Consider the following 22,930-nt stretch of genomic DNA (forward strand, 5'->3'; position numbering starts at 1 on the left):
AGAGGATACGAAGGCTTGGCAGCTTGCTGCCTAGCCGAAGTTGGAGAGGGGCTTGTGTCCTCGCGGACGCTGCACCCCCTCACCCAACCCTCTCCCCGCCGGGGAGAGGGCTAATGATTCAATGCCCGCCCTTGGGCGTCTCCATGATCTCGGTAAGCTGCCCGCCCATGTCCTTGGGATGCACGAAGAAGATCAGCGTGCCGTGCGCACCGATGCGCGGCTCACCCAGGACTCGCTTGCCCTGGGATTCAAACCAGGCCTTGGCCTCGTGAATGTCGGGCACCTCGTAGCAAAGGTGGTGCTGGCCGCCCAAGGGGTTGGCGGCGAGCCACTTGCCCACGGCGCTGTCCGGGCTGGTCGGCTGGATCAACTCGATCTGCGTGCCCGCAGTGCCGTTCTCGCCCGGCGTGTTGACGAAGCAGACGCGCACCTGCTGGCTTTCCAGCACGAACGGCTCGGTAATGTCGTTTGCGCCCATCACGTCGCGATAGAACGCGATGGAAGCGTCGATGTCGGGCGTCGCAACGCCGACGTGGTTCAATCGACCGAGCTTCATGTTCAGACCTTCTCGATGACCATGGCGATGCCCTGACCGCCACCGATGCACATGGTGATCAGGCCATAGCGTCCGCCGGTGCGGTGCAGTTCGTACATCGTCTTGATCGTCAGGATCGCGCCGGTCGCACCGATCGGATGGCCGAGCGAGATGCCCGAGCCGTTGACGTTGGTCTTGGCCGGATCGAAGCCCAGTTCCTTGGCGACGCCGCAAGCCTGCGCCGCGAACGCCTCGTTGCTCTCGATCACGTCGATCTGGTCGAGCGTCAGCCCCGCGCGCTTGAGCGCCACCGGCACGGCCTTGACCGGGCCGAGGCCCATCACGTTCGGTTCGACACCCGCGTGACCCCAGCCGAGGATCTTCGCCATCGGCTTCAGCCCATGCTCCTCGACGGCCTTGCCGCTGGCGAGCACGACCGCTGCCGCACCATCGTTGATGCCCGAAGCATTGCCTGCGGTAACCGTGCCGTCCTTCTTGAACACCGGCTTGAGGCCAGCGAGCGATTCCACGGTGGTCTCGCCGCGCACGTGCTCGTCGGTGTCGAAGACCACGACGCCCTTGCGGGTCTTGATCTCGACCGGGACGATCTGTTCCTTGAAATAGCCCGCAGCGATAGCGGCGGCTGCGCGCTTCTGGCTCTCTGCCGCCAGCGCGTCCTGATCTTCACGGCTGACGTTCAGACGCTCGGCCACGTTCTCGGCCGTGACACCCATGTGGATGTTTTCGAACGGATCATGCAGCGCGCCCAGCATGGCGTCCATCAGCACCTGATCGCCCATCTTCTGGCCATTGCGCGCAGTCAGCACCATGTGCGGCGCGTTGGACATGCTTTCAGCGCCGCCACCGATGGCGATGTCCTGCTCGCCAAGGGCAATGCCCTGCGCCGCCGAGACAATGGCCTGCAGACCCGAGCCACACAGACGGTTCACGTTCATTGCGGGAGCCTCGATCGGCACGCCAGCGTTCACCGCAGCAACGCGGCTGACATAGGCGTCCTTGGGCTGCGTCGGCACGACGGTGCCGATCACCACGTTCTGCACCTTGTCCGCCGTGATCCCGGCACGGGCGATGGCTTCCTTGATGACGATCGCACCGGTTTCGGCCGGACGCAGCGAGGCGAGCCCGCCGCCGAAGGAACCGATGGCGGTACGCGCGCCCGAGACGATGTAGATGTCGGTCATGGTCAGTCTTTCCAAAGTCTTGGGGCAAATCAGAGCGGAATGTTGTCGTGCTTCTTCCACGGGTTCTCGAGGCTCTTGTTCTTGAGCTTCCGCAGGCCCAGCGCCACGCGGCGGCGCGTCGAATGCGGGTGGATCACCTCGTCGACGAAGCCCTTGCTTGCCGCCACGAACGGGTTGGCGAAGCGGTCCTCGTATTCCTTGGTCTTCACCGCCTGCTCTTCGGCAGAGAGGCCACGGAAGATGATCTCGACCGCGCCCTTGGCACCCATCACCGCGATTTCGGCGGTCGGCCAGGCGTAGTTGAGGTCGCCGCGCAGGTGCTTGGAGGCCATCACGTCATAGGCGCCGCCATAGGCCTTGCGGGTGATCACGGTGATCTTGGGCACGGTCGCCTCGGCATAGGCGAAGAGCAGCTTGGCGCCGTGCTTGATGATGCCGTTGTGCTCCTGCGCGGTGCCGGGGAGAAAGCCCGGAACGTCGACGAAGGTCACGATGGGGATGTTGAACGCATCGCAGAAGCGCACGAAGCGGGCGGCCTTCTTCGACGAGTTGATGTCGAGCACGCCTGCCAGCACCATCGGCTGGTTGGCGACGATCCCGACGGTACGCCCTTCGACGCGCCCGAAGCCGACGATGATGTTGGCAGCATGCTTGGGCTGGATCTCGAAGAACTCGCCCTCGTCCACCGTCTTGCGGATGACTTCGTGCATGTCATAGGGCTGCGTCGCCGATGCCGGGACGATGGTGTCGAGGCTCGGCTCGAGGCGGTCATAGGGGTCCGAGGTCGGGCGCTCGGGCACATCCTGACGGTTCGACAGCGGCAGGTAGTCGAAGAAATCGCGCGCCGCCAGCAGGGTCTCGATATCGTTCTCGAGCGCAAGGTCGGCGACCGAGGTCTTGGTGGTGTGCGTCACCGCGCCGCCCAGTTCCTCCTGCGTGACGATCTCGTTGGTCACGGTCTTCACCACGTCCGGGCCGGTGACGAACATGTACGAGCTGTCCTTCACCATGAAGATGAAGTCGGTCATCGCCGGCGAATAGACCGCGCCGCCCGCGCAAGGTCCCATGATCAGCGAGAGCTGCGGCACCACGCCCGATGCCAGCACGTTGCGCTGGAACACTTCGGCATAGCCGCCAAGCGATGCCACGCCTTCCTGGATGCGCGCGCCGCCCGAATCGTTAAGGCCGATCACCGGCGCGCCGACCTTCAGCGCCATGTCCATGATCTTGCAGATCTTCTGCGCGTGACGCTCGGACAGCGATCCGCCGAACACGGTGAAGTCCTGGCTGAACACATAGACCAGACGGCCGTTGATGGTGCCCGAACCCGTCACCACGCCATCGCCCGGAACCACCGTATCGGGCATGCCGAAGTCGACGCAGTTGTGCTCGACGTACATGTCGACTTCCTCGAAGCTGCCTTCGTCGAGCAGCACTTCAAGGCGTTCGCGTGCGGTCAGCTTGCCCTTGGCGTGCTGCGCGTCGATGCGCTTCTGTCCGCCACCCAGCCGCGCAGCTTCCCGGCGCTTTTCCATTTCGGCGATATTGGCGGACATTCCTGCACCCTCTCTTGAACGGCGATGACCCAAGTTTTCCGGTGGTCACGCCCCTTGCGCCTGCGACAGGCGCGGGCCGACCGCGCGGACCGGGGTTCCAACTGCGCCACGCCGCTTGCCAAGTCCAATGTTATTCTGCAAACTTGCGAAGGATCACTTTGCAAAACCGGCCAGAGGCGGGAGACGGATAAATGGCGCGACGCCGCCTGTTTGCGGGCGAACAGCTCAAGGCCTTGCGCATCACGCGAAAGCTGCGCCAGGGCGAGATGGCTTCGCTGCTCGGCATCAGCGCCTCGTATCTCTCGCAGATCGAGAACGACGAGCGCCCGCTGACCCCGGCCTTGACTGACCGCTTGCAGCAGTCGTTTCCGGTCGAGTGGCAGGACTTTGCCGCTGATCGCGTCGAACCCGTGCTGGCGGCCCTGCGCGATGCCACCGCCGATCCCATGCTCGGCCAGATGCTGCCAGGCGATCAGGTCGAGCGCGTGGCCGAGCAATATCCCGCCTTCGCCCAGGCCTTCGCGCAGTTGTGGGACCAGCACCGACGCTCGGTCCAGCGGCTCGAGGCCATCGACGAAGCGCTTGGTTCGGACAGCATTTCCGGCGGCCGACTGCCCTGGGAGGAGGTGCGCGACTGGTTCCACCACGCCAACAACTACGTCGACACCATCGACCGCGCCGCCGAACGGCTCGCCGTGCGCCTGTCCGGCACCGGCATGACACCGACGTCTTCGCAGATGGCAATCTGGCTGGAAAGCCGGGGCATCGCGGTGGAGCAGGTCAGCGGCGGGGCCATGCGCCGTTTCGATCCCGAGGCGCGGCGGCTGACGATCGATCCCAACCAGCCCATTGAATCTGCGCGCTTCCAGATCGCCTACCAGCTGGCCGCCGAGGCTCTACGCGAGGAGATCACCGCCATCGTCAGCACCGCCACGCTGCAGTCCGATGCGGCGCGGCAGTTGCTGACCGTGGGTCTCGGCAACTACGCGGCAGGCGCGCTGATCATGCCCTACGAATGGTTCCGCACGCGTGCCCGCGCGCTGCGCCACGATATAGACCAGTTGCGCCTGACCTTCGGCGCCAGTTTCGAACAGGTCTGCCACCGCCTGTCCACGCTGCAGCGCCCCCAGGCGCGCGGGATTCCGATGTTTTTCTGCCGCGTCGACATGGCCGGCAACATCACCAAGCGCCACTCCGCCACCCGCCTGCAGTTCGCGCGCTTCGGTGGCGCCTGCCCGCTATGGGTGGTGCACGAGGCCGTCGCGATCCCCGACCGCATCCACGTCCAGGCCGCCGAAATGCCCGATGGCGTGCGCTATGTCTCGATTGCCAAGGGGCTGGTGAAGCCTTCGGGCAGCTACTACCGCACACCGCGCCGCTATGCCGTGGCGCTGGGCTGCGAAGCGGCGCTCGCCGACGAGTTCATCTATGCCGACGGCATCAACCTCGCCCGACCCGAGGCGGTGACCCGCATCGGCATCTCCTGCCGCATCTGCCCGCGCGACAAGTGCGACCAGCGCGCCTTCCCGCCAAGCGATCGCGCGATCGTGGTCGATCCGCACGCGCGCGATCTAGTGCCTTACGGAATCACCGACATGTGAGGGCCGCCCCGGCGCGGTGCCGGGACGGCTCGCGGTCAGGCGTTCGGATTGGGCGCGAAGGCGCAGATCTTGTTGCCATCGGGATCGCGCAGATAGGCGCCATACTGCTTGCCCGGCGAGTTTTCGCGCACGCCCGGCTGGCCTTCGCAGGTGCCGCCATTGGCCAGGCCCGCCGCATGCCAGGCATCGACGACCGAGGAGTCCGCAGCCTTGAAGCCGAGGGTGTGGCCGTTCGAGACGGTGTGGGATTCGCCGTTGGCAGGCTTGGCGACGATCAGCGAGCCGTTTGCCGAAGGGAACAGCGTGCCGTGCGGCAATTCCACCGCATTGTGGCCGAGCGTCTGCATCACTGCGCTGTAGAATTTGCGCGACTTTTCAATGTCGTTGGTGCCGAGGAAAGTGTGGGTAAACAAGGCGGTCTCTCCGTCCAGATTGTTATGGAACCAAACTATCTTGCCGTGATCCCGCCCTTGCGTCGAGAGCGAAAATGAAACGTCAGAACGTTGTCGGACTTTCGAGCGGCACGTCGGTGCGGTGGGCGGCGGCATAGACCTCGGCGGCCTTCATCACGCGCAACATGTTGCCGCTGCTCAGTTTTGCAAGGTTCGCCTGCGTCCATCCGCGCTGCTTCAACTCGGCGAAAAGCACGGGGTAGGTCGAGACGTCCTCCATGCCCTGCACCGTGGCTTCCACACCATCGAGGTCACCGCCGAGGCCGACGTGGTCGGCGCCGATCAGTTTCGCAATGTGATCAATATGATCGGCGACATCCTTGATGCTGCCGCGCGGCATCGGTTTGGCCTTGTCCCATGCCGCCACCGCGGCTTTTTCGGCATCGGGATCTCCCCGGTTGAGCGCCTTGGCGCGAGCCACTTCGGCGTCGCGCGCAGCGCTCCATTGTCGTGCCGCTTCAACGACATAGGGCGGGTAGAAGTTGACCATGACAATGCCGCCTGCCGCGCCGATGGCTTTCAGCGTGTCGTCCGAAACGTTGCGCGCGTGGTGGTTGATGGCGCGGGCGTTGGAGTGGCTTACGATCGGCGGCGGACCGCCCAGGGCGAGGACGTCGCGCATCGTTGGCTCGCTGACGTGGGCGAGGTCAACGAGCATCCCAAGCCGTTGCATTTCCTTGACAACTTTGATGCCAAACGGCGTCAGACCGTCATGCGCGGGGGCGTCGGTAGCGCTGTCGGCCCAGGCGTTGTTCTTGAAATGCGTCAGCGTCATGTAGCGCGCGCCCAAGCTGTACATCTGGCGCAGGACGCCGAGCGAACCGCCGATGGAGTGGCCGCCCTCCATGCCGATGAGCGAGGCTATCTTCCTTGATTTCCACGCTTTTTCGACGCAGGCGGTGTCGGTGCAGAACTGCATTTCGGCCGGGTGGCGGGCGATCAGGCGCTTCATCACGTCGATCTGTTCGAGCGTGGCCTGCACCGCCTGCGGTTCGGGCAGATCGGCCGAGACATAGACCGACCAGAACTGTGCGCCGACGTTTCCGGCGCGCAGCCGCGGCAGGTCGGTCATCATGCCCGACGCACGGGAGTCATTGAAATCAAAGCCTTCCAGCACGTCCTTGCGACGTTCGCGCAGCTGTTCGGGGACGTCGTTATGGCCGTCCCAGACCAGCGGAGCGGAGCTTTCCAACTCTCGCGAACTCTGCGGGGACTCTGCGGCAACTCCCCCGCAACTCCCCCATAACAGGGCCAGGCAAACGAGGGGCGAAACGAGGCTTGTGGTCACGCGCATTTCCCCCCTCCCGATCACGGCTTATGATGAAGCGATCCTACTCGGCCACCACGTCGTCGCCATCGCGCTCGGGCAGCATCAGAAACAGCACGAGGCTGACAATCGAACCCAGCGCCATGATGATCGAGACCGTCAACAGATTGTCATCCCCCAGCCAGCCGAAGAGGGTGCCCGCCAGCAACGGACTTCCCGCAGCGCCCAGCCGCCCCACGCCCAGCGCGAAACCTGTGCCGGTGGCCCGCGCATAAGCCGGGAAGCCGCGCGCGAAGGCGGCATAGTAGCCGCTGATCGCCGCATTGGTGAAGAAACCGGCGATCATCGTCGCCACTTGCCATGCGGACAGCGTATCACGCCCGGTGCCGAACCAGGCCACCATGATCGCGCCGATCAGCAGCATCAGCGCGGTCGGCCACCTGACTCCCAGCCGCGCCATCACGAAGCCGAACAGCGCGCTGCCGAGGAACCCGCCGACGTTGGCATATGTCAGCACCGTGGCGGCCTGTGCGGGAGGATAGCCCGGCGGATAATCGGACACGATCTGCACGCCGAATTTCAGGATGTAATAGAAGGTGATGCAGTGGAACGTGTAGCCGAACGCCAGCAGCAGGGTGACCGGGCGCAGTCTGGGGTTGGACAGGATATCGGTAACGCGGGGCTTGGCGGTGCCCGCCACGATCACCGGCAGATCGCTGACGGCAGGCTTGCCGAAAGCGGCGAGCGTGCGGTTCACGCCCGCCAGATTGCGCTTCGTCACCAGATAGGCCGCCGTTTCAGGGACCAGCACCAGAATGACCGGGATCAACACTGCGGTCACCGCCGCGCCGAACAGAAACACCGCGTGCCAGCTGTAGTTGGGGAGCAGCCATTCCGATGCCGCAATGCCACCGATGATCGCGCCCAGCGGATAGCCGGCCACATAGACCGCGATGGCGACTGAGCGCCAACGGCTGTTGGTGCTTTCGGCAACCACCGCGTTGGTGGTGGTGAGCATCCCGCCGATGCCAATCCCGGTAAGGAAGCGGTAGGCAACCATCGGCTGAACCGCCGTGGCAACGCTTGCCAGATACATGCCGATCGCCATCAGCACGAGGCAGACCAGCATGGTGGATTTGCGGCCGTACCGGTCAGCCGCCCCACCCAGCAGCACCGAACCGAAGCCCATGCCGAGCAGTTCGGCCGAAAGCACCACGCCCAGCGCCGGACGGGCAATACCCCAATCGGCAGTAATCCCCGGCGCGGCAAAGGCGCTCGACAACACGTCAAACCCATCGAGCGCATTCAACAGCACCATCAGGACCACCACGATCCATTGGCGGACGCCCATGGGCGTCTGCTCGATCACCTCGCGCGGGGTTTGTGACATGCGGCCCGATTCCTCTCAAAAACGCTTATTGCTATCTGTTATAACTTATTCGTGGATTCTGGAAAGCAGTTCGATGAGCTGACGCACTTCCTTGTCGGAGAAGCGGCTTTTCACCCAGGCCTCGTGCTCACCGATGGCCTGCTTGGCGCGGGCGAGCATCTCGATGCCATCGGGTTCGAGGAACAGCGCCTGCTTGCGCCCGTCCTTGGGTGAGCGGTCCCGCCGCAGGAAGTGCTTGGCCTGCAGGCGGTTGATGATCGCCATGGTGGTGGCACGGTCCATCCGCAGGCGCTGAGCCAGATCGGTCTGCGCGATGCCGGGGTGATCATCGACCAGCCAGAGCACGGAGACCTGCTTCTGCGTCAGGTCGAGATCGGTGAAAGTCTCGGTGAAGTGCCTGAGGCACGCGCCGTGGGCGAGCCGGATGTGGAAGCCGAGAATCTCGTTGATCGCGCCGACGTCGTCATCGTCGGTGTGGCCGACCGGTGCGATGGCGTCGGCGAATTTGTCCTTGATCAATGCCCTGCCCCCAACGAATGCGCTTGTCTAATTGTTAGCAATACATACAATATCGCGAGGAGGATGCCATGGCACAATTTCCGAACACCCCCAGCTTCACGGGATTCAACACGCCATCACGGATCGAGGCGGACATTGCCGACCTTGCGCACGAGGGCACGATTCCTGAAGGATTAAACGGCGCATTCTATCGCGTCCAGCCCGACCCGCAGTTTCCTCCGCGCCTTGCCGACGACATCGCGTTCAATGGCGACGGCATGATCACCCGCTTCCACATCCATGACGGCCAGGTGGACTTCCGCCAGCGCTGGGCAAAAACCGACAAGTGGAAGCTGGAGAACGAGGCCGGAAAGGCCCTGTTCGGCGCCTATCGCAATCCGCTGACCGATGACGAGGCAGTGAAGGGCGAAATCCGTTCCACCGCCAATACCAACGCCTTCATCTTCGGCGGCAAGCTCTGGGCGATGAAGGAGGACTCCCCTGCCCTGGTCATGGACCCGGCGACGATGGAGACCTTCGGGTTCGAGAAGTTCGGCGGCAAGATGACCGGCCAGACCTTCACCGCCCATCCCAAGGTGGACCCGAAGACCGGCAACATGGTCGCCATCGGCTATGCCGCGAGCGGGCTGTGCACCGATGACGTGACCTACATGGAGATCAGCCCCGAAGGCGAACTGATCCGCGAAGTGTGGTTCAAGGTGCCCTACTACTGCATGATGCACGATTTCGGCATCACCGAGGATTATCTGGTGCTGCATATCGTGCCCTCGATCGGCAGCTGGGAGCGGCTGGAAAAGGGCATGCCGCACTTCGGCTTCGACACGACCAAGCCGGTGCACCTTGGCATCATCCCGCGCCGCGACGACGTTCGCCAGGAGGACATCCGCTGGTTCACCCGCGACAACTGCTTTGCCAGCCACGTGCTCAACGCATGGCAGGACGGCACGAAGGTCCACTTCGTGACCTGCGAGGCGAAGAACAACATGTTCCCGTTCTTCCCTGACGTGCACGGCGCACCGTTCAACGGCATGGAAGCGATGAGCTACCCGACCGACTGGGTGGTGGACATGGCGAGCAACGGCGACGAGTTTGCCGAGATCGTGAAGCTTTCGGAAACGGCGGCCGAATTCCCGCGCATCGATGACCGCTTTGCCGGGCGAAAGACCCGCCATGGCTGGTTCCTCGAGATGGACATGAAGCGCCCGGTCGAACTGCGCGGCGGCAGCGCGGGCGGGTTGCTGATGAACTGCCTGTTCCACAAGGACTTCGAGACCGGGCGTGAACAGCACTGGTGGTGCGGCCCGGTTTCGAGCCTGCAGGAGCCCTGCTTCGTACCGCGTTCCAAGGATGCGCCCGAGGGTGACGGCTGGATCGTGCAAGTGTGCAACCGGCTGGAAGACCAGCGCAGCGACCTGCTGATCTTCGATGCGCTGGAGATCGAGAAGGGCCCGGTGGCAACGGTGCACATCCCCATCCGCCTGCGCTTTGGCCTGCATGGCAACTGGGCGAATGCGGACGAAATCGGGCTGGTCGAGAAGGAGTTGGTGGCGTGATCCAGCCCAGAATCCAGCCAGGCCTCGAGTTTGTCTATGAAGCCACCGGCGAGCTTGAGCCGCCAGTGGCTATCGGCGAGACCTTTGACGGGACGCGGCGGATCATTCCGATTGTCGGCGGCGGGCGGGTCGAGGGGCCGTTGATCCGGGGTAAGCTGATCGGCAATGCGGCGGACTGGCAGGTGACGCGGCCTGACGGCGTCACGGTTGCCGACGCGATCTATGCGCTGGAGACCGATGACGGTGTGGTGATCCAGATCCGCAATCGCGGGCTGCGTCATGGCCCGCCCGAAGTCATGCAGCGACTGGCCTCGGGGCAGGAGGTTGATCCGGCGGAGTATTATTTCCGCACGGTGCCGGAGTTCATCGCGCCCAAGGGCAAGTATGACTGGATGAACCGGTCAATCTTCGTGTGCTCGGGAGCGCGCTACCCGCTGGGGATCAAGCTTTGGGTGTGGCGGGTGACCTGACCTTTGGCCCCCTCATCTGAAGAGGAGGGGGAGTGCGCTAGCCCGCCCTCTCCAGCAACCCGGCCTCATCTCGCTGCGCGCGGCGGGCGATGAGGAGCATCAGCACGGCGATCGGGATCGCGACCGCGTTGATCGAGAGCATGGCGATGCGCAAGCTGCCGGTGGCATCCGACAGGAGGCCGACGACGTAGGGACCGATGCCCATGCCGAGGATGGTCATGACCAGCAGGTAGAGGCTCGAGGTGAGGCCTCGCATTCGCGGCAGGACCTGATCGTACATGATCGCGTAGAGCGGCGGCATCCAGCCAGTGAGGATGAAGCTGTAGATCAGGAAGCGGGCGTAGAAGCTGCCGGGATCGGCGGCGAAATAGACCCAGAACGACAGGATCGGCGAGACGATCATGGCGAAGAGCGCAACCCAGGCCCGGCCGGCGCCGGGAAAGCGCTGGTTCAGCCAGTCGGACAGCGGGCCCCATGCCAGCGGGCCGAGGATGCCCATGCCAGCCGAGAGCAGGCCGAACTGCAGCGCGGTTTCCTGCATGGTCAGGCCGTAGGTCCGGATCAGGAAGCTGGGGTTGAAGGCCATCATCCCGTAGTTCAGCACCGACTGCAGCGTGCCGACGGCAATGCACATCATCACCGTGGGTGAGCGCGAGATGACCCGGAAGGCCTGCGCGTCGCCCAGCTTCATGCCCTGCATCAGGTTGACGATGACGAACACGCCGAGACCGATCACGCTCCATTGCAGGGCGTGGGGGTTGAGCGTGACGCTGCCGAGCAGCATCGGCGGCTTGGGGCTGATGGCGTTGCTGAGCAGGGTGAGGCCGAAGGCGGCGGCGCCGATCAGGACGAGCGCCAGCAGGTTGCCGCGCACCATGGCGGGGCTGGCGCCCCTGCCCTTCATGCCGATCCAGTGGAACCCGGGCGTGACCGAGCCGAGCAGGGCAAGACTTCTGGCGAAGGGGCGGGCTTCGGGAGCCGTCTCGATGCCGTCCATCTGGCCGCGCACGGGTTCCTTCAGCGTCCACAGGAAAGCGGCGAGGACGAAGCCCGGCGCGGCGGCGACGAGGAAGGCGAATTGCCAGCCCTTGAGGCCCCCTGCGGCGTGGTTGGCGTCCCACCAGTGCGCGGCGACGCCACCGAGGATCAGCGAGCCGCCGAGGCCGAGCGCGATGGCCGAGGCGAGGGCCGACATGACGAAACCACGCCGGTGCTTGGGCCAGAAGTCATAGACCAGCGAGGTTCCGGCGGGCTGCGTTGCCGCCTCGCCGATGCCGACGCCGAGGCGCGACAGGGCGAGCATGGCGAAGCTCGAGGCAAGACCGGCAAGGCCGGTGGCGGCGGACCAGAACAGCAGGCTTATCGCCAGCAGGCGCGTGCGCACCCAGCCATCGGCGAGGCGGCCGACCGGAAGCGAGAACAGCGCGTAGAACAGCGCGAAGACGGTGCCGTAGAGCAGGCCCATCTCGGCATCGCCGATGGCCAGATCCTTCTTGATCGCCGGGGCGAGGATCGCGAGGATCTGGCGGTCGAGCAGGCTCATCGCATTGGTCAGCGCGACGAGGATCAGCGCGTACCAGGCGCCCGGGGCCAAGGTGCGGCGCGGTTCTGTGGTCATTGGCTCTCCCTCCGGGCGCGGGTCAAAGCTTGAACCACTTCTCCGCATTCGTCTGGAAGAACTTCTTCTTGGTTTCGGCGCTCATGTCCATCGCATCCATCGCGCGGACTTCGTCGGCGACGTACTGGTAGGGGTAGTCCATCGCGTACATCACGCGGTCTTCGCCCATGACCTGCTGGCAGAACTTGATCGCGGGCTCCCAAGCCACGCCCGAATTGGTGACGAGGACGTTGGACTGGAGGTAGCCCTCGATGGTCTTCTTGAGCGGCTTCATGCGCTCGTAACGCTGCGAGCGCACGCCCGCCTGGTGCATGTAATCGAGGCGATAGAGCCAGTAGGGCAGCGCCTCGCCCATGTGGCCGACCATGATCTGAAGGCTCGGGTACTTGTCGAAGATGCCGATGGTGATCAGGCGCAGCAGGTGCATGCCCGTCTCGACGCCGAAGCCGAAGATCGCGCCGTCGAGCCCGGCATCGAGCATCGGGCCGATCATCGAATCCGGCGAGGTTGCCGGGTGGATGTAGAGCGGCTGATCAACCTCCACGAGGGCGCGGAAGATCGGGTCGAAGAACTCCTCGTCGAGATAGCGGCCCTGGGTGTGGCTGTTGATCTGGATGCCCTTGAAGCCCAGTTCCTTCGCGCCGCGATGGATTTCGCGGGCCGACCATTCCGGGTCCTGCGGGGCGACCGTGCCCATGCCGATGTAGCGGTCAGGATACTTCTCGCAGGCGGCGGCGAGCGTGTCGTTGGCGCGGGTGGCGAGGGTTCTGGCCTCGTCGAGATCGAGCAGCGGCTGGACGCCGGGCGAAGTCAGCGCGAGGATCGCCTTGTCGATGCCGGTGGCGTCCATGTCGGCGATGCGGCGCTCGCCGAGATCGAGCAGGCGCTCGAGGATCTGCGTGGCGCGTTCCGACGGGGATTGCGCGTAGAAGCCCCAGAGCGAGACCATGCCCCTGTCTGCCGTGCCATCGCGGATCATGCGCAGGTAGACGTCGATGATCTCGCGCGTGGCGAAGGCTTCTTCGGTGGCGATGCGCAGGTAGCCCTGGGCGCCGCCGGTTTTCAGTTCTGTCGTCATTGCATCCTCTCCGATCCGGAGAGGGGGACCAGCCGCAGGCTGGTGGAGTGGCACCTGCCACAAACCCAGCGCGTGCGGAGGGTGCCCCTCCCCCATGCTTCGCATGGTCCCCCTCCCCGTGCCGGGGAGGAATGAAACTCACCCCTCGTGCACAGCCTTGGTGACCATGCAGGCAAGGACGCCTTCGGGGCCATCTTCGGCGCCGTGGCCGGACCACTTGACGCCGCCGAACGGGGAGTCCGCGCCGCCGATCATGGTCGAGTTGAGGCCGATCATGCCGCTTTCGATCTCGCGGGCGAGGCGTTTCTGGCGCGAGGCGCTTTCGGTCCAGGCATAGGCGGCGAGGCCGTAGGGCAGGCGGTTGGCCTCGGCGATCATCGCTTCTTCGCCGCTGAAGGGGTTGATCAGGGCGACGGGGCCGAACGGCTCCTCGTTCATGATGGCAGCGTCGAGCGGGACTTCGGAGAGGACCGTGGGGGCGTAGAAGTAGCCAGCGTTGCCGATGCGTTCGCCGCCGGTGTGGAGCTTTGCACCGCGCGTGACGGCATCGCCGATCAGGCGGTCCATCGCCTCGGGGCGGCGGGGGTTGGCCATGGGACCCATCTGCGAGGCATCGTCGAGGCCGTTGCCGACCTTGATGCGGCCGACGCGTGTCGCAAAGCCATCGCGGAAGCGTTCGAAGACGTTCTCCTCGACGATGAAGCGCGTGGGGCTGACGCATACTTGCCCCGCATTGCGGTACTTGGACGCGGCCATCGTATCGAGCGCGCGGTCGACATCGGCATCGCCAAAGATCAGGACCGGGCCATGGCCGCCGAGTTCCATCGTGGTGCGCAGCATGTTGTCGGCAGCGAGGCGCATGAGGTGCTTGCCGACGACGGTCGAGCCGGTGAACGACAGCTTGCGGATCACGGGAGAGCCGAGCAGGTGACGGCTGACTTCGTCCGGCACGCCGAATACGGCCTGGGCAACTTCCTTGGGCAGGCCAGCGTCGAGCAGGCACTGGAGGACGCCCAGAGCGGACGCGGGCGTTTCTTCGGCGGCCTTGAGAATGACCGAGCAACCGGCGGCAATCGGCGCGCCCAGCTTGCGACCGGGGTTGCCGAGCGGGAAGTTCCACGGCGCGAAGGCGGCGACGGGGCCCACCGGTTCGTGCGTGATCGTGCTGCGCTGTCCGGCGGGGCGGACCAGCGTGCGGCCATAGATGCGGAAGACTTCGCCTGCGTAGAAATTGAACAGGCCGACGTTCATCAGGACTTCGATGCGCGCCTCGGGCAGGGTCTTGCCCTCCTCCATGGTGGCGATGCGAGCGAGGTCCTCCTGTCGCTCCAGCATCAGGCGGGCCGCCCCTTGCAGCACGGCGGCGCGCTGCTGCGGCGTGCTGTCGCGCCAGATCCTGAAGCCCTTCGCGGCGACTTCGAGCGCGCGATCGAGATCGGCGGGTTCGGCCAGTGGCAGTTCGCCAATGGTTTCGCCAGTGGCGGGATTGACGACGGCGTGGGTGCGGCGGCCTTCGCCCTGCACGCGCTGGCCATCGATGATCATGTGGAGCGAAGGATACGTGGTCATGTTTGTTCCATGGTTTGCGGGCAGAAGCCGGGAGGAAGTGGCCCCTGCCCGCAAGCTTTTACGCCCGCGCGTTCTCGCGGTCGATGTCGCCCTGCCAGCGCTGGGCGACCATTTCCTCACCCGTGACGGGATGCTTCATGTGGAAGGCGTTGAGCTTGTGGGTGGGCCACAGCCAGTGGTCCTTGATCAGTTCGTCCGGACCGGTCGGGTCTTCAGGATAGGTGACCTTGGGGAACGGCACGTATTCGTGCGGCGTGTTGGCCCAGCCGGATTCGAAATCGGCGTGCCAGATCGGCATGTAGTTGAGGATATGCATCCGCCACACGCCGTCCACCTTCTTGTAGGTGTTCTCGTAGATGCCGCCTTCCCACCACTGGCGCGCCTTGAGGTGCGGGGCATCGCCTTCGTAGTCCTTGTGGCGGCCGGCCTGCATCATCGAGCGGGCGCGGCCCAGTGCGGTCACGCCATCGGGCTGGATGTTGATTATGTCCTGCAACTGCGGGTGATCGAGCAGGAAACCGTCGATCGGGCCGTTGTTGCCGTAGGTGAAGCGCTTCTGGAAGCGTTCGACGTAGAGGCGGCGGACGCCTTCCTTGCCCTTCCACACGCCGCCGAAGAAGCGCACTTCGCCATCGTCGGTGAACAGGTCGACCGTCTCGTTATACATGCACTTGTCGATCAGGTAGCCGTAGAGGTGCTGCAGCTTGCGGATATCAAGCTCATCCTCGCGCACGGTCAGGCGCTTTTCGAGATCGGCAAGGCGGCTTTCGAGCGCGGCAATCTGGCTGTTATCGGACACGTCCAACTCCCTTATATTTTGCCATGTATTTTGTAAGTCTTACTAACAATCTGACGGCGGGTGCGATTCCTGTCAACGGCCAACTGCCTCGAGACGTTCGACTTCCTCGCGATAGGGGCGGATGGCCTTGAACATCAGGAAAGTGGCGAGCGGCATGAGCAGGCTGGCGGTGATCAGCAGCGCCTTCCACAGCTGGGTGGGATCGCCGATCAGCACGTCCTGCACCTTGCCGACGACGTAGCTGCCCATCGCGCCGAAGAAGGTGAACATGAACAGGTAGAAGGCGGTAACCTGCCCGCGCATGTCGTTGGGCGCCACGCGCTGGACGGCGGCGTTCTGCGGCACGGCCCCGGCAATGCCGAACATGCCCGAAAGGCCGAACATGATCAGCGAGCCCCAGGCGGTGGGCATGAGGATGGCGGTGATCGTGCAGACGGTGACGCCGGCCGCGCAGCAGGTGGCGGCGCGCACGTTGGCATCCTTGTAACGCTTGGCCAGCCATTCGACGAACACGCCGCCCAGCAGCAGGCCGGTCAGCGAGGCGACGAGGACGGTTGCGCCGAGAGCCGCACCGATCTGCCCTTCGTTCCAGCCGAAGGTGCGGATCATGAAGGGTACGCGCCAGAACTGCAGGCCGAAGGTTTCGACCGCGCTGAGAGCCAGAGCGCCGAACAGCGGATAATAGACGCGCGGCTTGGCGTTGATGGCGCGGAAGGCGTCGACCCCCATGAAGGTCAGCACCTTGCGCCCGAACGAGGCATTGGCGGGAACCATGGGTGCGTCGGCCGCAGGGGCCATGCGCGGGGGTTCCTTGATCGTCAGGAAGAGCAGGCCGACCAGCAACGAAGGTAGCCCCATGAACACCAGAATCCACTGCCAGCCGAGGATCGTCAGCGGGCCGAGGTGGGTCGGCCCCCAGGGCGCGGTCATCATCACGAGCATGCCACCGATCAGCGGGCCGAGGGTGGTGCCGCCGATGAAGCCGAACTGCAGCAGGGCAAAGGCGCGCGTCAGCTTCTTCGGCGGAAAAGCGTCTGCCAACAGCGAGTAGGACGCGGGCGCGTGGGCCGAGCCACCGGCGGCGAGAAACACCCGGCTGCCGACGAACTGGCCGAAGCTCTGGGCCAGGCCGCCGGCGGAGATGATCACCCCGACCAGCGCGGCCCCTGCCCCCAGCACGTACTTGCGCGGGTAGATGTCAGCCAGGCGCGCCAGCGGGATGCCGACGAAGAGGTAGCAGATGATGCTGGCGGGACCGGCAAGGAAACCCAGCTGCGAATCGGTGAGACCGAAATCGTGCTTGATCCGCTCGGCCAGCATGCCGAAGGTGATCGCATCGAAGAACGTCAGGAACGTCGCCAGGACGATCACGAACAGCGCCCAGTAAGCCGCTCCTGCCGGATGCTCGGCGCGCTCCTGCTGAACGTCGGCCTCGGGAACTGCCGTGACTGCGACACCTGCCATGTGCTCTCCTCTCCCACCGCAGCAGTCCTTTCACGGACCTTTTCGACGCGGCGATATTGTTAGTCTTGCATACAAATTCGCGCTGGTGAATACACAAGGTGAAAAATGATTCCCTGCCAGCGGAAGATGGCGGCGGACGACGAGGAATGGAGAGGATCTGATGCAGAATCTGCCGGGCAAGACAGCATTCGTGACGGGCGGCGCCAGCGGCATCGGTCTGGGCATCGCCAAGGCGCTGCTGGGCGCGGGGATGAACGTGACCATCGCCGACATCCGGCAGGATCACCTCGATTCCGCAGCCGCCGAACTCGATGGCGGCGAGCGCGTGCTGGCGGTGAAGCTGGACGTGACCAACCGCGAGCAGTTTGCTCAGGTGGCAGATGCAGTCGAGGCGAAGTTCGGCAAGATCCACATCCTGGTGAACAACGCGGGCGTTGCCGTGGTCGGGCCGACCGAGCTTGCGACCTTTGCCGACTGGGACTGGGTCATGGGCGTGAACGTCGGCGGCACGATCAACGGCATCGTTACGATGCTGCCGCGCATCCTTGCCCATGGCGAAGGCGGCCACATCGTCTGCACCGCTTCGATGAGCGCGCTGGTGCCGGTGGGGATGACCACGATCTATTCGTCGGGCAAGGCGGCGGTCACTTCGATGATGGAGTGCATGCGGCCCGAACTGGAACCGCGCGGGGTAATCTGCAGCGCGTTCTGCCCCGGCGCGGTGCAATCGAACATCGCCGATGCCGCCAAGACCCGCCCTGCCGATCTGGCCGACACCGGCTATGCCGAAGCGGACAAGCGCCGCGCGTCGGGCGGCAACTTCATGCATCTGTACCAGACCAAGGAGCAGGTCGGCGAACGCGTGCTCGAGGGCATCCTCAATGACGAGCTCTACATCCTCACCCACTCCGAGTTCCTGACCGGCGTGGAAGAGCGCGGCCTTGCCACGACGGCAGCGGTGCAGACCCATCTGCCCGAGAACCCGGAATACAAGGAGACCTTCGCCATGCTCTTCCGCAACCCCGCGATTACCGAGGAAATCGCCCGGCAGAACAAGCTGAAGGAAGGGCGCGCCAAGTGAAGGACTTCGCAGGACGCACCGCCTTTGTCACCGGGGGCGCGAACGGGGTCGGCATCGGGCTCGTCCGCCAGTTGCTGAACGAGGGGTGCAAAGTCGCCATTGCCGATATCCGGCAGGATTCAATCGACAAGGCGCTGGCGTCGCTCGACAATCGCGAGGTCATGGGCGTCCAGCTGGACGTGGCCAGCCGCGATGGCTTCAAGGCCGCCGCGGACGAGGTCGAAGCGAAGTTCGGGCCGGTTTCGATCCTGTGCAACAATGCGGGCGTGAACCTGTTCCAGCCGATCGAGGAAAGCTCCTACGATGACTGGGACTGGCTGATGGGCGTCAACCTCCATGGCGTGATCAACGGGGTCATGACTTTCGTGCCGCGCATGGTGGAACGCGTGAAGGCGGGTGAGCAGAAGGGCGGTCACGTCGTCAACACGGCGTCGATGGCAGCTTTCCTCGCCGCAGGCAGCCCCGGCATCTACAACACCACCAAGTTCGCGGTGCGCGGGCTTTCGGAATCGCTGCACTATTCGCTGCTGAAGTACCAGATCGGCGTCTCGGTGCTCTGCCCGGGCCTGGTCAAAAGCTATATCTACGCCAGCGACGATGTGCGGCCCGATGCGCTGAAGGGCGCGATGAAACCGGTCGACCCGACTGCGGTGGAGCGGCTGCAGGGCCTGCACGAATTCGGCATGGAGCCCGACGTGATCGGCGCGCGCGTGATCGAGGCGATGAAGGCCAACCGCCTCCACATCTTCTCGCACCCCGACCACAAGGAGGAAGTGCGCGAGATCTTCGACGAGATCATCGCCGAGTATCAGGACTACCCCAAGGACCCCGGCTACGACCGGCGCGTCGCGTTCGAGAAGTTCCGCGCCGACAGCTTTGCCGAAGCGCGGCGGCAATCGCGAGCGGCGGACTTCTGAGCTGGGCTAGTGCTTGCGCCCCCGCGCAGGCTGGGGCCTCAGTCGGTTTACGCTCAGGTTCCGTAACAACACCGGGGTCCCCGCCTGCGCGGGGACGCAAGGTGATGTAGATTACGCCACGTCGCGCAGGGCCTCGACGAACTTGTCGATGTTGCCGGTGGTCAGGCCCGCAATGTTGATGCGGCCCGAACCTGCCATGTAGACGCCGTGCTTCTCGCGGATGGCGAGGATCTGTTCGCCATTGAGCGGCAGCATCGAGAACAGGCCGTTCTGCACGCCCAGCGGCGCCATGTTGATCGGGCCGACCTGCTGCGCAGCGGCGAGGCGGTCACGGACCCAGCGCATGCGGTCACGCATCTCGTCCAGCTCGGCCAGCCACATCGCGGTCAACTCGGCATCGGCGAGGATCAGGCGGACGGCGGCCGCGCCGTGGTCAGGCGGCATCGACCACGAAGCACGCGCGATCGTCGCGCCGTTGGCCATGGCATTGGCGAGCGCGGTGGCGTCGGAGGTGACGGCGTAGAACGCGCCGACGCGGTCACGATAGAGGCCGAAGTTCTTGTCGCACGAGTAGGCGACCAGCGCTTCGGGGGCGAGGCTCAGCACCTTGCGCAGGCCATAGGCATCGGCTTCCATGCCGGCGCCAAGGCCCTGATAGGCGAGGTCGAGGATCGGCAGGACCTTGCGCTCGACCAGCAGCGGCGCGATCTCGTCCCACTGCGCTTCGGTGTAATCGACACCGGTCGGGTTGTGGCAGCAGCCGTGGAGCAGCACGGCATCACCGGCTTCGGCGCCCGCGAGCGCGGCCTTGAGCGCTTCGAGATCGGCAAAGCCGTCAGCGGTCATGTGGCTGAAGGTCTTCAGCTCCATGCCGGCAGCCGCGATGATCTGCGCATGGTTGGGCCACGAGGGCGTGCCCATCCACACGCGCTTGACGCCCGAACGCTTGGCCACTTCGATGGCAAGACGCACCGCGCCGGTGCCGCCGGGGGCCTGCATGCCTTCGACCTTCGAACGGTCGAAGTCCTTGCCGAAGACGTAGGGGATCAGCGCGTGGACGAAGCCCATGTCGCCTTCGGGGCCGAGGTAAGCCTTGGAATCCTGCGTTTCGAGCAGCCTGGCTTCGGCGGCCTTGATCGCCTTGAACACCGGCGTGTCGCCCTCGGACGTGCGATAGACGCCCACGCCGAGATCAATCTTGTCAGCGCGCGGATCGGCATTGTGGAGCTTGATCAGCGCCAGCAAGGCATCGGCGGGCTGCGCGGCAAGATTTTCGAGCATGGGTTTCAGGCCTTCCATCCGGGGAGCGAATTGCGGCGGCTCCATGCCGCCGGAAGGCCTCCGGGGCAACCCCGCATTTCAATTATAAGGTATGCGCGGGCACATTCGCAGCGATGTTGCGCGAGTGGCTCAGAACGGGAACCAGTTCTGCTTGCGCGAGAACTTCATGTAGCCGCCATTGATGCCGAGGCGCAGGCCCGCGCCGGAGCGCACGGGAATCAGCACGGTATCGCCCTTGCGCAGGTAGCTGACGTGGAAGCCGCCGACGAGATAGGCCTGCCCCTCGCCCGCCGGGAAGCGCTTGTAGAGCTCCTCGCTGTCGAACAGGTTGTAGACCAGAACGAAAGTGCTGGCGGCGTTGGCGCCAGCGTCGAAACCGATTGACGGGCCGGTCCAGTAGACCGGGCGCTCGCCCTCGACCTTGTGGTGCAGCGTGCCCGAGCCATAGCGGAGGCCGACGACGAGCGCGCCGCCCGCCTCGCGCCCGACGATATAGGCGTTGGGCTCGCCCTGCTTCTTGAGCAGGTCCTTGATCAGATCGGCAAGACCGGCAGCGCCCTTGCCGAACACGCCCTCGGCCGCGCCGATCAGGTCGTCGTCCTTGTAGGTGCTGGCGGCGGCAGTTCCCGGCCCCGAGCCCGGCACTGCCGAAGGAACTGCCGAAGGAGCGGTTGATGGGGCTTGCGCGGGCATCGACTGCGGCGACGGCGGAGGGGCATCGGCGGGGAGCGCCGGCAGCGTGCCAGCCTCCGCCCCGGCGGGCGTTGCCGCAGGGGCCTGCTGCGCGGCCGGAGAGGATTGCGGGGCAAGATCGCCATCGATCACCGCGTTGGGATCGACCGTCTGGACTTGCGCCGCAGCGCCGCTTGCAACCAGCGCGATGCAGGCCGCAAAGGCTGTCGCTGCCGCACGCGTTGTGGAAAACCGCTTGATCATGTCCCGTCCATCCGATCCTTGCGCGCAACTGCGCACCCCTGCCACTTCACCTGAATCCAAGGCTGGCTGCGGGACAATGAACCGGCGATGAGCCGAGTCCGAAATGCGCCGAAGCGCGCGCGGAGGTCATTTTCGACAGGCAGAGATTTTTGCGCCGCACACCCTTGCCGCCCCCCACAACCCTCGTTATAGCGCCCCCTCGCCGCTGCGATCCGGAGACGTGGGTGAGTGGCTGAAACCAACGGTTTGCTAAACCGTCGTACTGGTAAATCCGGTACCGAGGGTTCGAATCCCTCCGTCTCCGCCAAACATGCCTGATTTTATTGAGAAAATCGGCATGTTTTGGCGAATTCCCCTAAAAATACCCTAAACCGATGGTTGGCTTAGAGCGGCTGGCAGTGAACGTGCGCGGTCACGGTCTGCCCCAGAGAGGTCCGAACCGGACCTTGCGGTTTCCGCAGTCTGTGCACCGGAAGCGGCCTTCGAGCAGCAGCATTTGTTGGGACCAGCCGCGCCGGTAGCATAGATCGATCAGCGTCTCGGGATCGTAGCTTTTTGCTCGCCCGCAGTTTGTGCATTGCACGTGCAGCCGTAATCCGTGCCGCCGAAATGCAGCGAGGTCGTCCAGTCTCTTGCTTCCCATTGGGCGCTTGTGAACGAAAAGAGAACGATTCGGCTAACCGGTTTCGCGCCACTATCTCGTTAGCGCGGGCTTCGACGAATTACCCGCCCAGTGCCGCAGCCCCAAAGCTGAACCCCAAGCTTCTGCTTTGCGGGAAAGGGGGAAGCGGGCAAAATGACCGGAATGGGGTGGAAAGCAGTCAAGCCACGAGATAGGCTCAATCTATGCCCGACAGGATAAGGTTAGAGAGGAATGCTTTTTTTACTTTTGGCGGCGGCAGTGAACAACGGCCCAAGCGATGCTGCCCAGTCGAATTGGCAAACTGTTGGTCGAGGTAAAGACGGATCAGAATTTTACATCGATACGACAACTTTAGAGAAAGTCAGTAATGATCAGGTAAAAATTTGGACTCGACGAAACAATTTACCCAATAGTAGATACGATCACAAAAAGATTCGGATTACTTTTGACTGTAAAAAACGCGAGAGCAAATACGAAGCTGTACTAGTATACAAAGTAGACGGGTCAATCGCAAAGGTGAATTATAAGGCAGAGAAAGCCTTCTTACCTGTTATTCCCAACTCTGCTGATTGGCAGACTATGATTTCGGCTTGTGGCATTGCCCAGTCGCTTGCTCCCGGTAACGCCGGTTAGCATGTAAGGGTAGGGTAACTGGATGAAGCTCGCACAGCGTCAGCAATGGCATCGTATCCGGAACGACAGGTTTTGTCTGAAACTCGCAGAGAACCGACTTCCCGAGCTTAGCCATCCGACCACTCCTCCACCTCGTCCAATAGCCGAGCCATTTGGCGGATCATTGCGAGCGCGCGCTTCGTCTCCGCAGACCGTGCGCCATGCTTGCGTGGGCACTGTCAGAGCAAACGCACCAGTTGGGTAACTGCTCAGGTGGTTGGCACTGATGCCGATCAAGCGACGGCGAAGCGTCCATCGACGAGATCGCGGATTGCGCTGAGTGCGGACTGGCCAGAGAGGCGTGCAGTGCCTGTGACGGAACGGTAT

General features: G+C 64.2%; 20 protein-coding genes and 1 tRNA gene. 7 read left to right on the top strand and 14 right to left on the bottom strand.

The features are described from left to right. Positions 1-118 precede the first annotated feature (118 nt). Genes mce through I2488_RS16935 form a run of 3 tightly spaced genes read right to left on the bottom strand, consistent with a single transcriptional unit; the run spans position 119 to position 3,293 of the window. Positions 119-556, bottom strand: a complete 438-nt coding sequence (gene mce, locus I2488_RS16925) for a methylmalonyl-CoA epimerase (RefSeq protein WP_196276983.1) — start codon at positions 554-556, stop codon at positions 119-121. A 2-nt stretch (positions 557-558) separates the two neighbouring features. Then, positions 559-1,737 carry an acetyl-CoA C-acyltransferase family protein gene (locus I2488_RS16930; RefSeq protein ID WP_196276984.1) on the bottom strand — a complete coding sequence of 393 codons (1,179 nt, stop codon included), beginning with the start codon at positions 1,735-1,737 and terminating at the stop codon, positions 559-561. A gap of 29 nt (positions 1,738-1,766) precedes the next feature. Further along, entirely contained in the window at positions 1,767-3,293 is a 1,527-nt protein-coding gene (locus tag I2488_RS16935) for an acyl-CoA carboxylase subunit beta (RefSeq protein WP_196276985.1), read from the bottom strand. Between the two features lie 191 nt (positions 3,294-3,484). On the opposite strand from I2488_RS16935, the gene I2488_RS16940 reads away from it, so the two are divergent. Beyond that, complete coding sequence (locus tag I2488_RS16940) at positions 3,485-4,894, top strand: helix-turn-helix domain-containing protein (protein ID WP_196276986.1); 1,410 nt, start codon at positions 3,485-3,487, stop codon at positions 4,892-4,894. A gap of 35 nt (positions 4,895-4,929) precedes the next feature. Here I2488_RS16940 and I2488_RS16945 read toward each other — a convergent pair whose 3' ends face one another. The 4 genes from I2488_RS16945 to I2488_RS16960 all read right to left on the bottom strand — a co-directional run bounded on the left by I2488_RS16945 (position 4,930) and on the right by I2488_RS16960 (position 8,522). After that, positions 4,930-5,307, bottom strand: a complete 378-nt coding sequence (locus tag I2488_RS16945; RefSeq protein WP_196276987.1) for a VOC family protein — start codon at positions 5,305-5,307, stop codon at positions 4,930-4,932. A gap of 82 nt (positions 5,308-5,389) precedes the next feature. Beyond that, the gene (locus tag I2488_RS16950) at positions 5,390-6,538 is read right to left on the bottom strand and encodes a dipeptidase (RefSeq protein ID WP_246465733.1); all 1,149 of its coding nucleotides are present in this window, start codon (positions 6,536-6,538) and stop codon (positions 5,390-5,392) included. A gap of 139 nt (positions 6,539-6,677) precedes the next feature. Next, on the bottom strand, positions 6,678-8,003 hold the full coding sequence (locus I2488_RS16955; protein ID WP_196276989.1) for an MFS transporter: 1,326 nt from the start codon (positions 8,001-8,003) through the stop codon (positions 6,678-6,680). 45 nt (positions 8,004-8,048) lie between these two features. Then, a complete protein-coding gene (locus I2488_RS16960; RefSeq protein WP_196276990.1) occupies positions 8,049-8,522 on the bottom strand; it encodes a Saro_0803 family transcriptional regulator in 474 nt (157 codons plus the stop codon). A gap of 68 nt (positions 8,523-8,590) precedes the next feature. Between I2488_RS16960 and nov1 the strand changes: the two genes are divergently transcribed. Next, positions 8,591-10,075 (top strand): lignostilbene-alpha,beta-dioxygenase NOV1, encoded by a 1,485-nt coding sequence (gene nov1, locus I2488_RS16965; protein ID WP_196276991.1) that lies wholly within the window; start codon positions 8,591-8,593, stop codon positions 10,073-10,075. Beyond that, positions 10,072-10,545 carry a DUF3237 family protein gene (locus I2488_RS16970; protein ID WP_196276992.1) on the top strand — a complete coding sequence of 158 codons (474 nt, stop codon included), beginning with the start codon at positions 10,072-10,074 and terminating at the stop codon, positions 10,543-10,545. Before nov1 ends, I2488_RS16970 begins: the two co-directional genes overlap by 4 nt. Positions 10,546-10,582: 37 nt before the next feature. Here the strand turns inward: I2488_RS16970 and I2488_RS16975 are convergent, their stop codons facing one another. The 5 genes from I2488_RS16975 to I2488_RS16995 all read right to left on the bottom strand — a co-directional run bounded on the left by I2488_RS16975 (position 10,583) and on the right by I2488_RS16995 (position 17,073). Then, a complete protein-coding gene (locus I2488_RS16975) occupies positions 10,583-12,163 on the bottom strand; it encodes an MFS transporter (RefSeq protein ID WP_196276993.1) in 1,581 nt (526 codons plus the stop codon). Between the two features lie 22 nt (positions 12,164-12,185). Next, entirely contained in the window at positions 12,186-13,241 is a 1,056-nt protein-coding gene (locus tag I2488_RS16980) for an amidohydrolase family protein (RefSeq protein ID WP_196276994.1), read from the bottom strand. A 138-nt stretch (positions 13,242-13,379) separates the two neighbouring features. After that, positions 13,380-14,810, bottom strand: coding sequence for an NAD-dependent succinate-semialdehyde dehydrogenase (locus tag I2488_RS16985; protein WP_196276995.1), 1,431 nt, complete (start codon positions 14,808-14,810; stop codon positions 13,380-13,382). A 58-nt stretch (positions 14,811-14,868) separates the two neighbouring features. Further along, positions 14,869-15,609 (bottom strand): nuclear transport factor 2 family protein, encoded by a 741-nt coding sequence (locus I2488_RS16990; RefSeq protein WP_196276996.1) that lies wholly within the window; start codon positions 15,607-15,609, stop codon positions 14,869-14,871. Positions 15,610-15,681: 72 nt separating this feature from the next. Beyond that, a complete protein-coding gene (locus I2488_RS16995; RefSeq protein ID WP_196276997.1) occupies positions 15,682-17,073 on the bottom strand; it encodes an MFS transporter in 1,392 nt (463 codons plus the stop codon). Between the two features lie 160 nt (positions 17,074-17,233). Here I2488_RS16995 and I2488_RS17000 point away from each other — a divergent pair, with 160 nt between their 5' ends. Next, a complete protein-coding gene (locus I2488_RS17000) occupies positions 17,234-18,154 on the top strand; it encodes an SDR family NAD(P)-dependent oxidoreductase (RefSeq protein ID WP_196276998.1) in 921 nt (306 codons plus the stop codon). Then, entirely contained in the window at positions 18,151-19,071 is a 921-nt protein-coding gene (locus tag I2488_RS17005; RefSeq protein ID WP_196276999.1) for an SDR family NAD(P)-dependent oxidoreductase, read from the top strand. The genes I2488_RS17000 and I2488_RS17005 overlap by 4 nt, the downstream gene beginning before the upstream one ends. Positions 19,072-19,182: 111 nt before the next feature. On the opposite strand, the gene I2488_RS17010 is transcribed toward I2488_RS17005, so the two are convergent. After that, positions 19,183-20,397 (bottom strand): amino acid aminotransferase, encoded by a 1,215-nt coding sequence (locus tag I2488_RS17010; RefSeq protein ID WP_281390104.1) that lies wholly within the window; start codon positions 20,395-20,397, stop codon positions 19,183-19,185. 84 nt (positions 20,398-20,481) lie between these two features. After that, on the bottom strand, positions 20,482-21,288 hold the full coding sequence (locus I2488_RS17015) for a DUF1134 domain-containing protein (protein WP_196277000.1): 807 nt from the start codon (positions 21,286-21,288) through the stop codon (positions 20,482-20,484). Positions 21,289-21,502: 214 nt separating this feature from the next. Between I2488_RS17015 and I2488_RS17020 the strand changes: the two genes are divergently transcribed. Both I2488_RS17020 and I2488_RS17025 read left to right on the top strand, forming a co-directional pair. After that, positions 21,503-21,595 (top strand) — tRNA-Ser (locus I2488_RS17020). Positions 21,596-22,162: 567 nt separating this feature from the next. Further along, a complete protein-coding gene (locus I2488_RS17025; RefSeq protein ID WP_196277001.1) occupies positions 22,163-22,564 on the top strand; it encodes a surface-adhesin E family protein in 402 nt (133 codons plus the stop codon). The last annotated feature ends 366 nt before the right edge of the window (positions 22,565-22,930 follow it).

Source organism: Novosphingobium jiangmenense (assembly GCF_015694345.1).
Classification (GTDB): Bacteria; Pseudomonadota; Alphaproteobacteria; order Sphingomonadales; family Sphingomonadaceae; genus Novosphingobium; species Novosphingobium jiangmenense.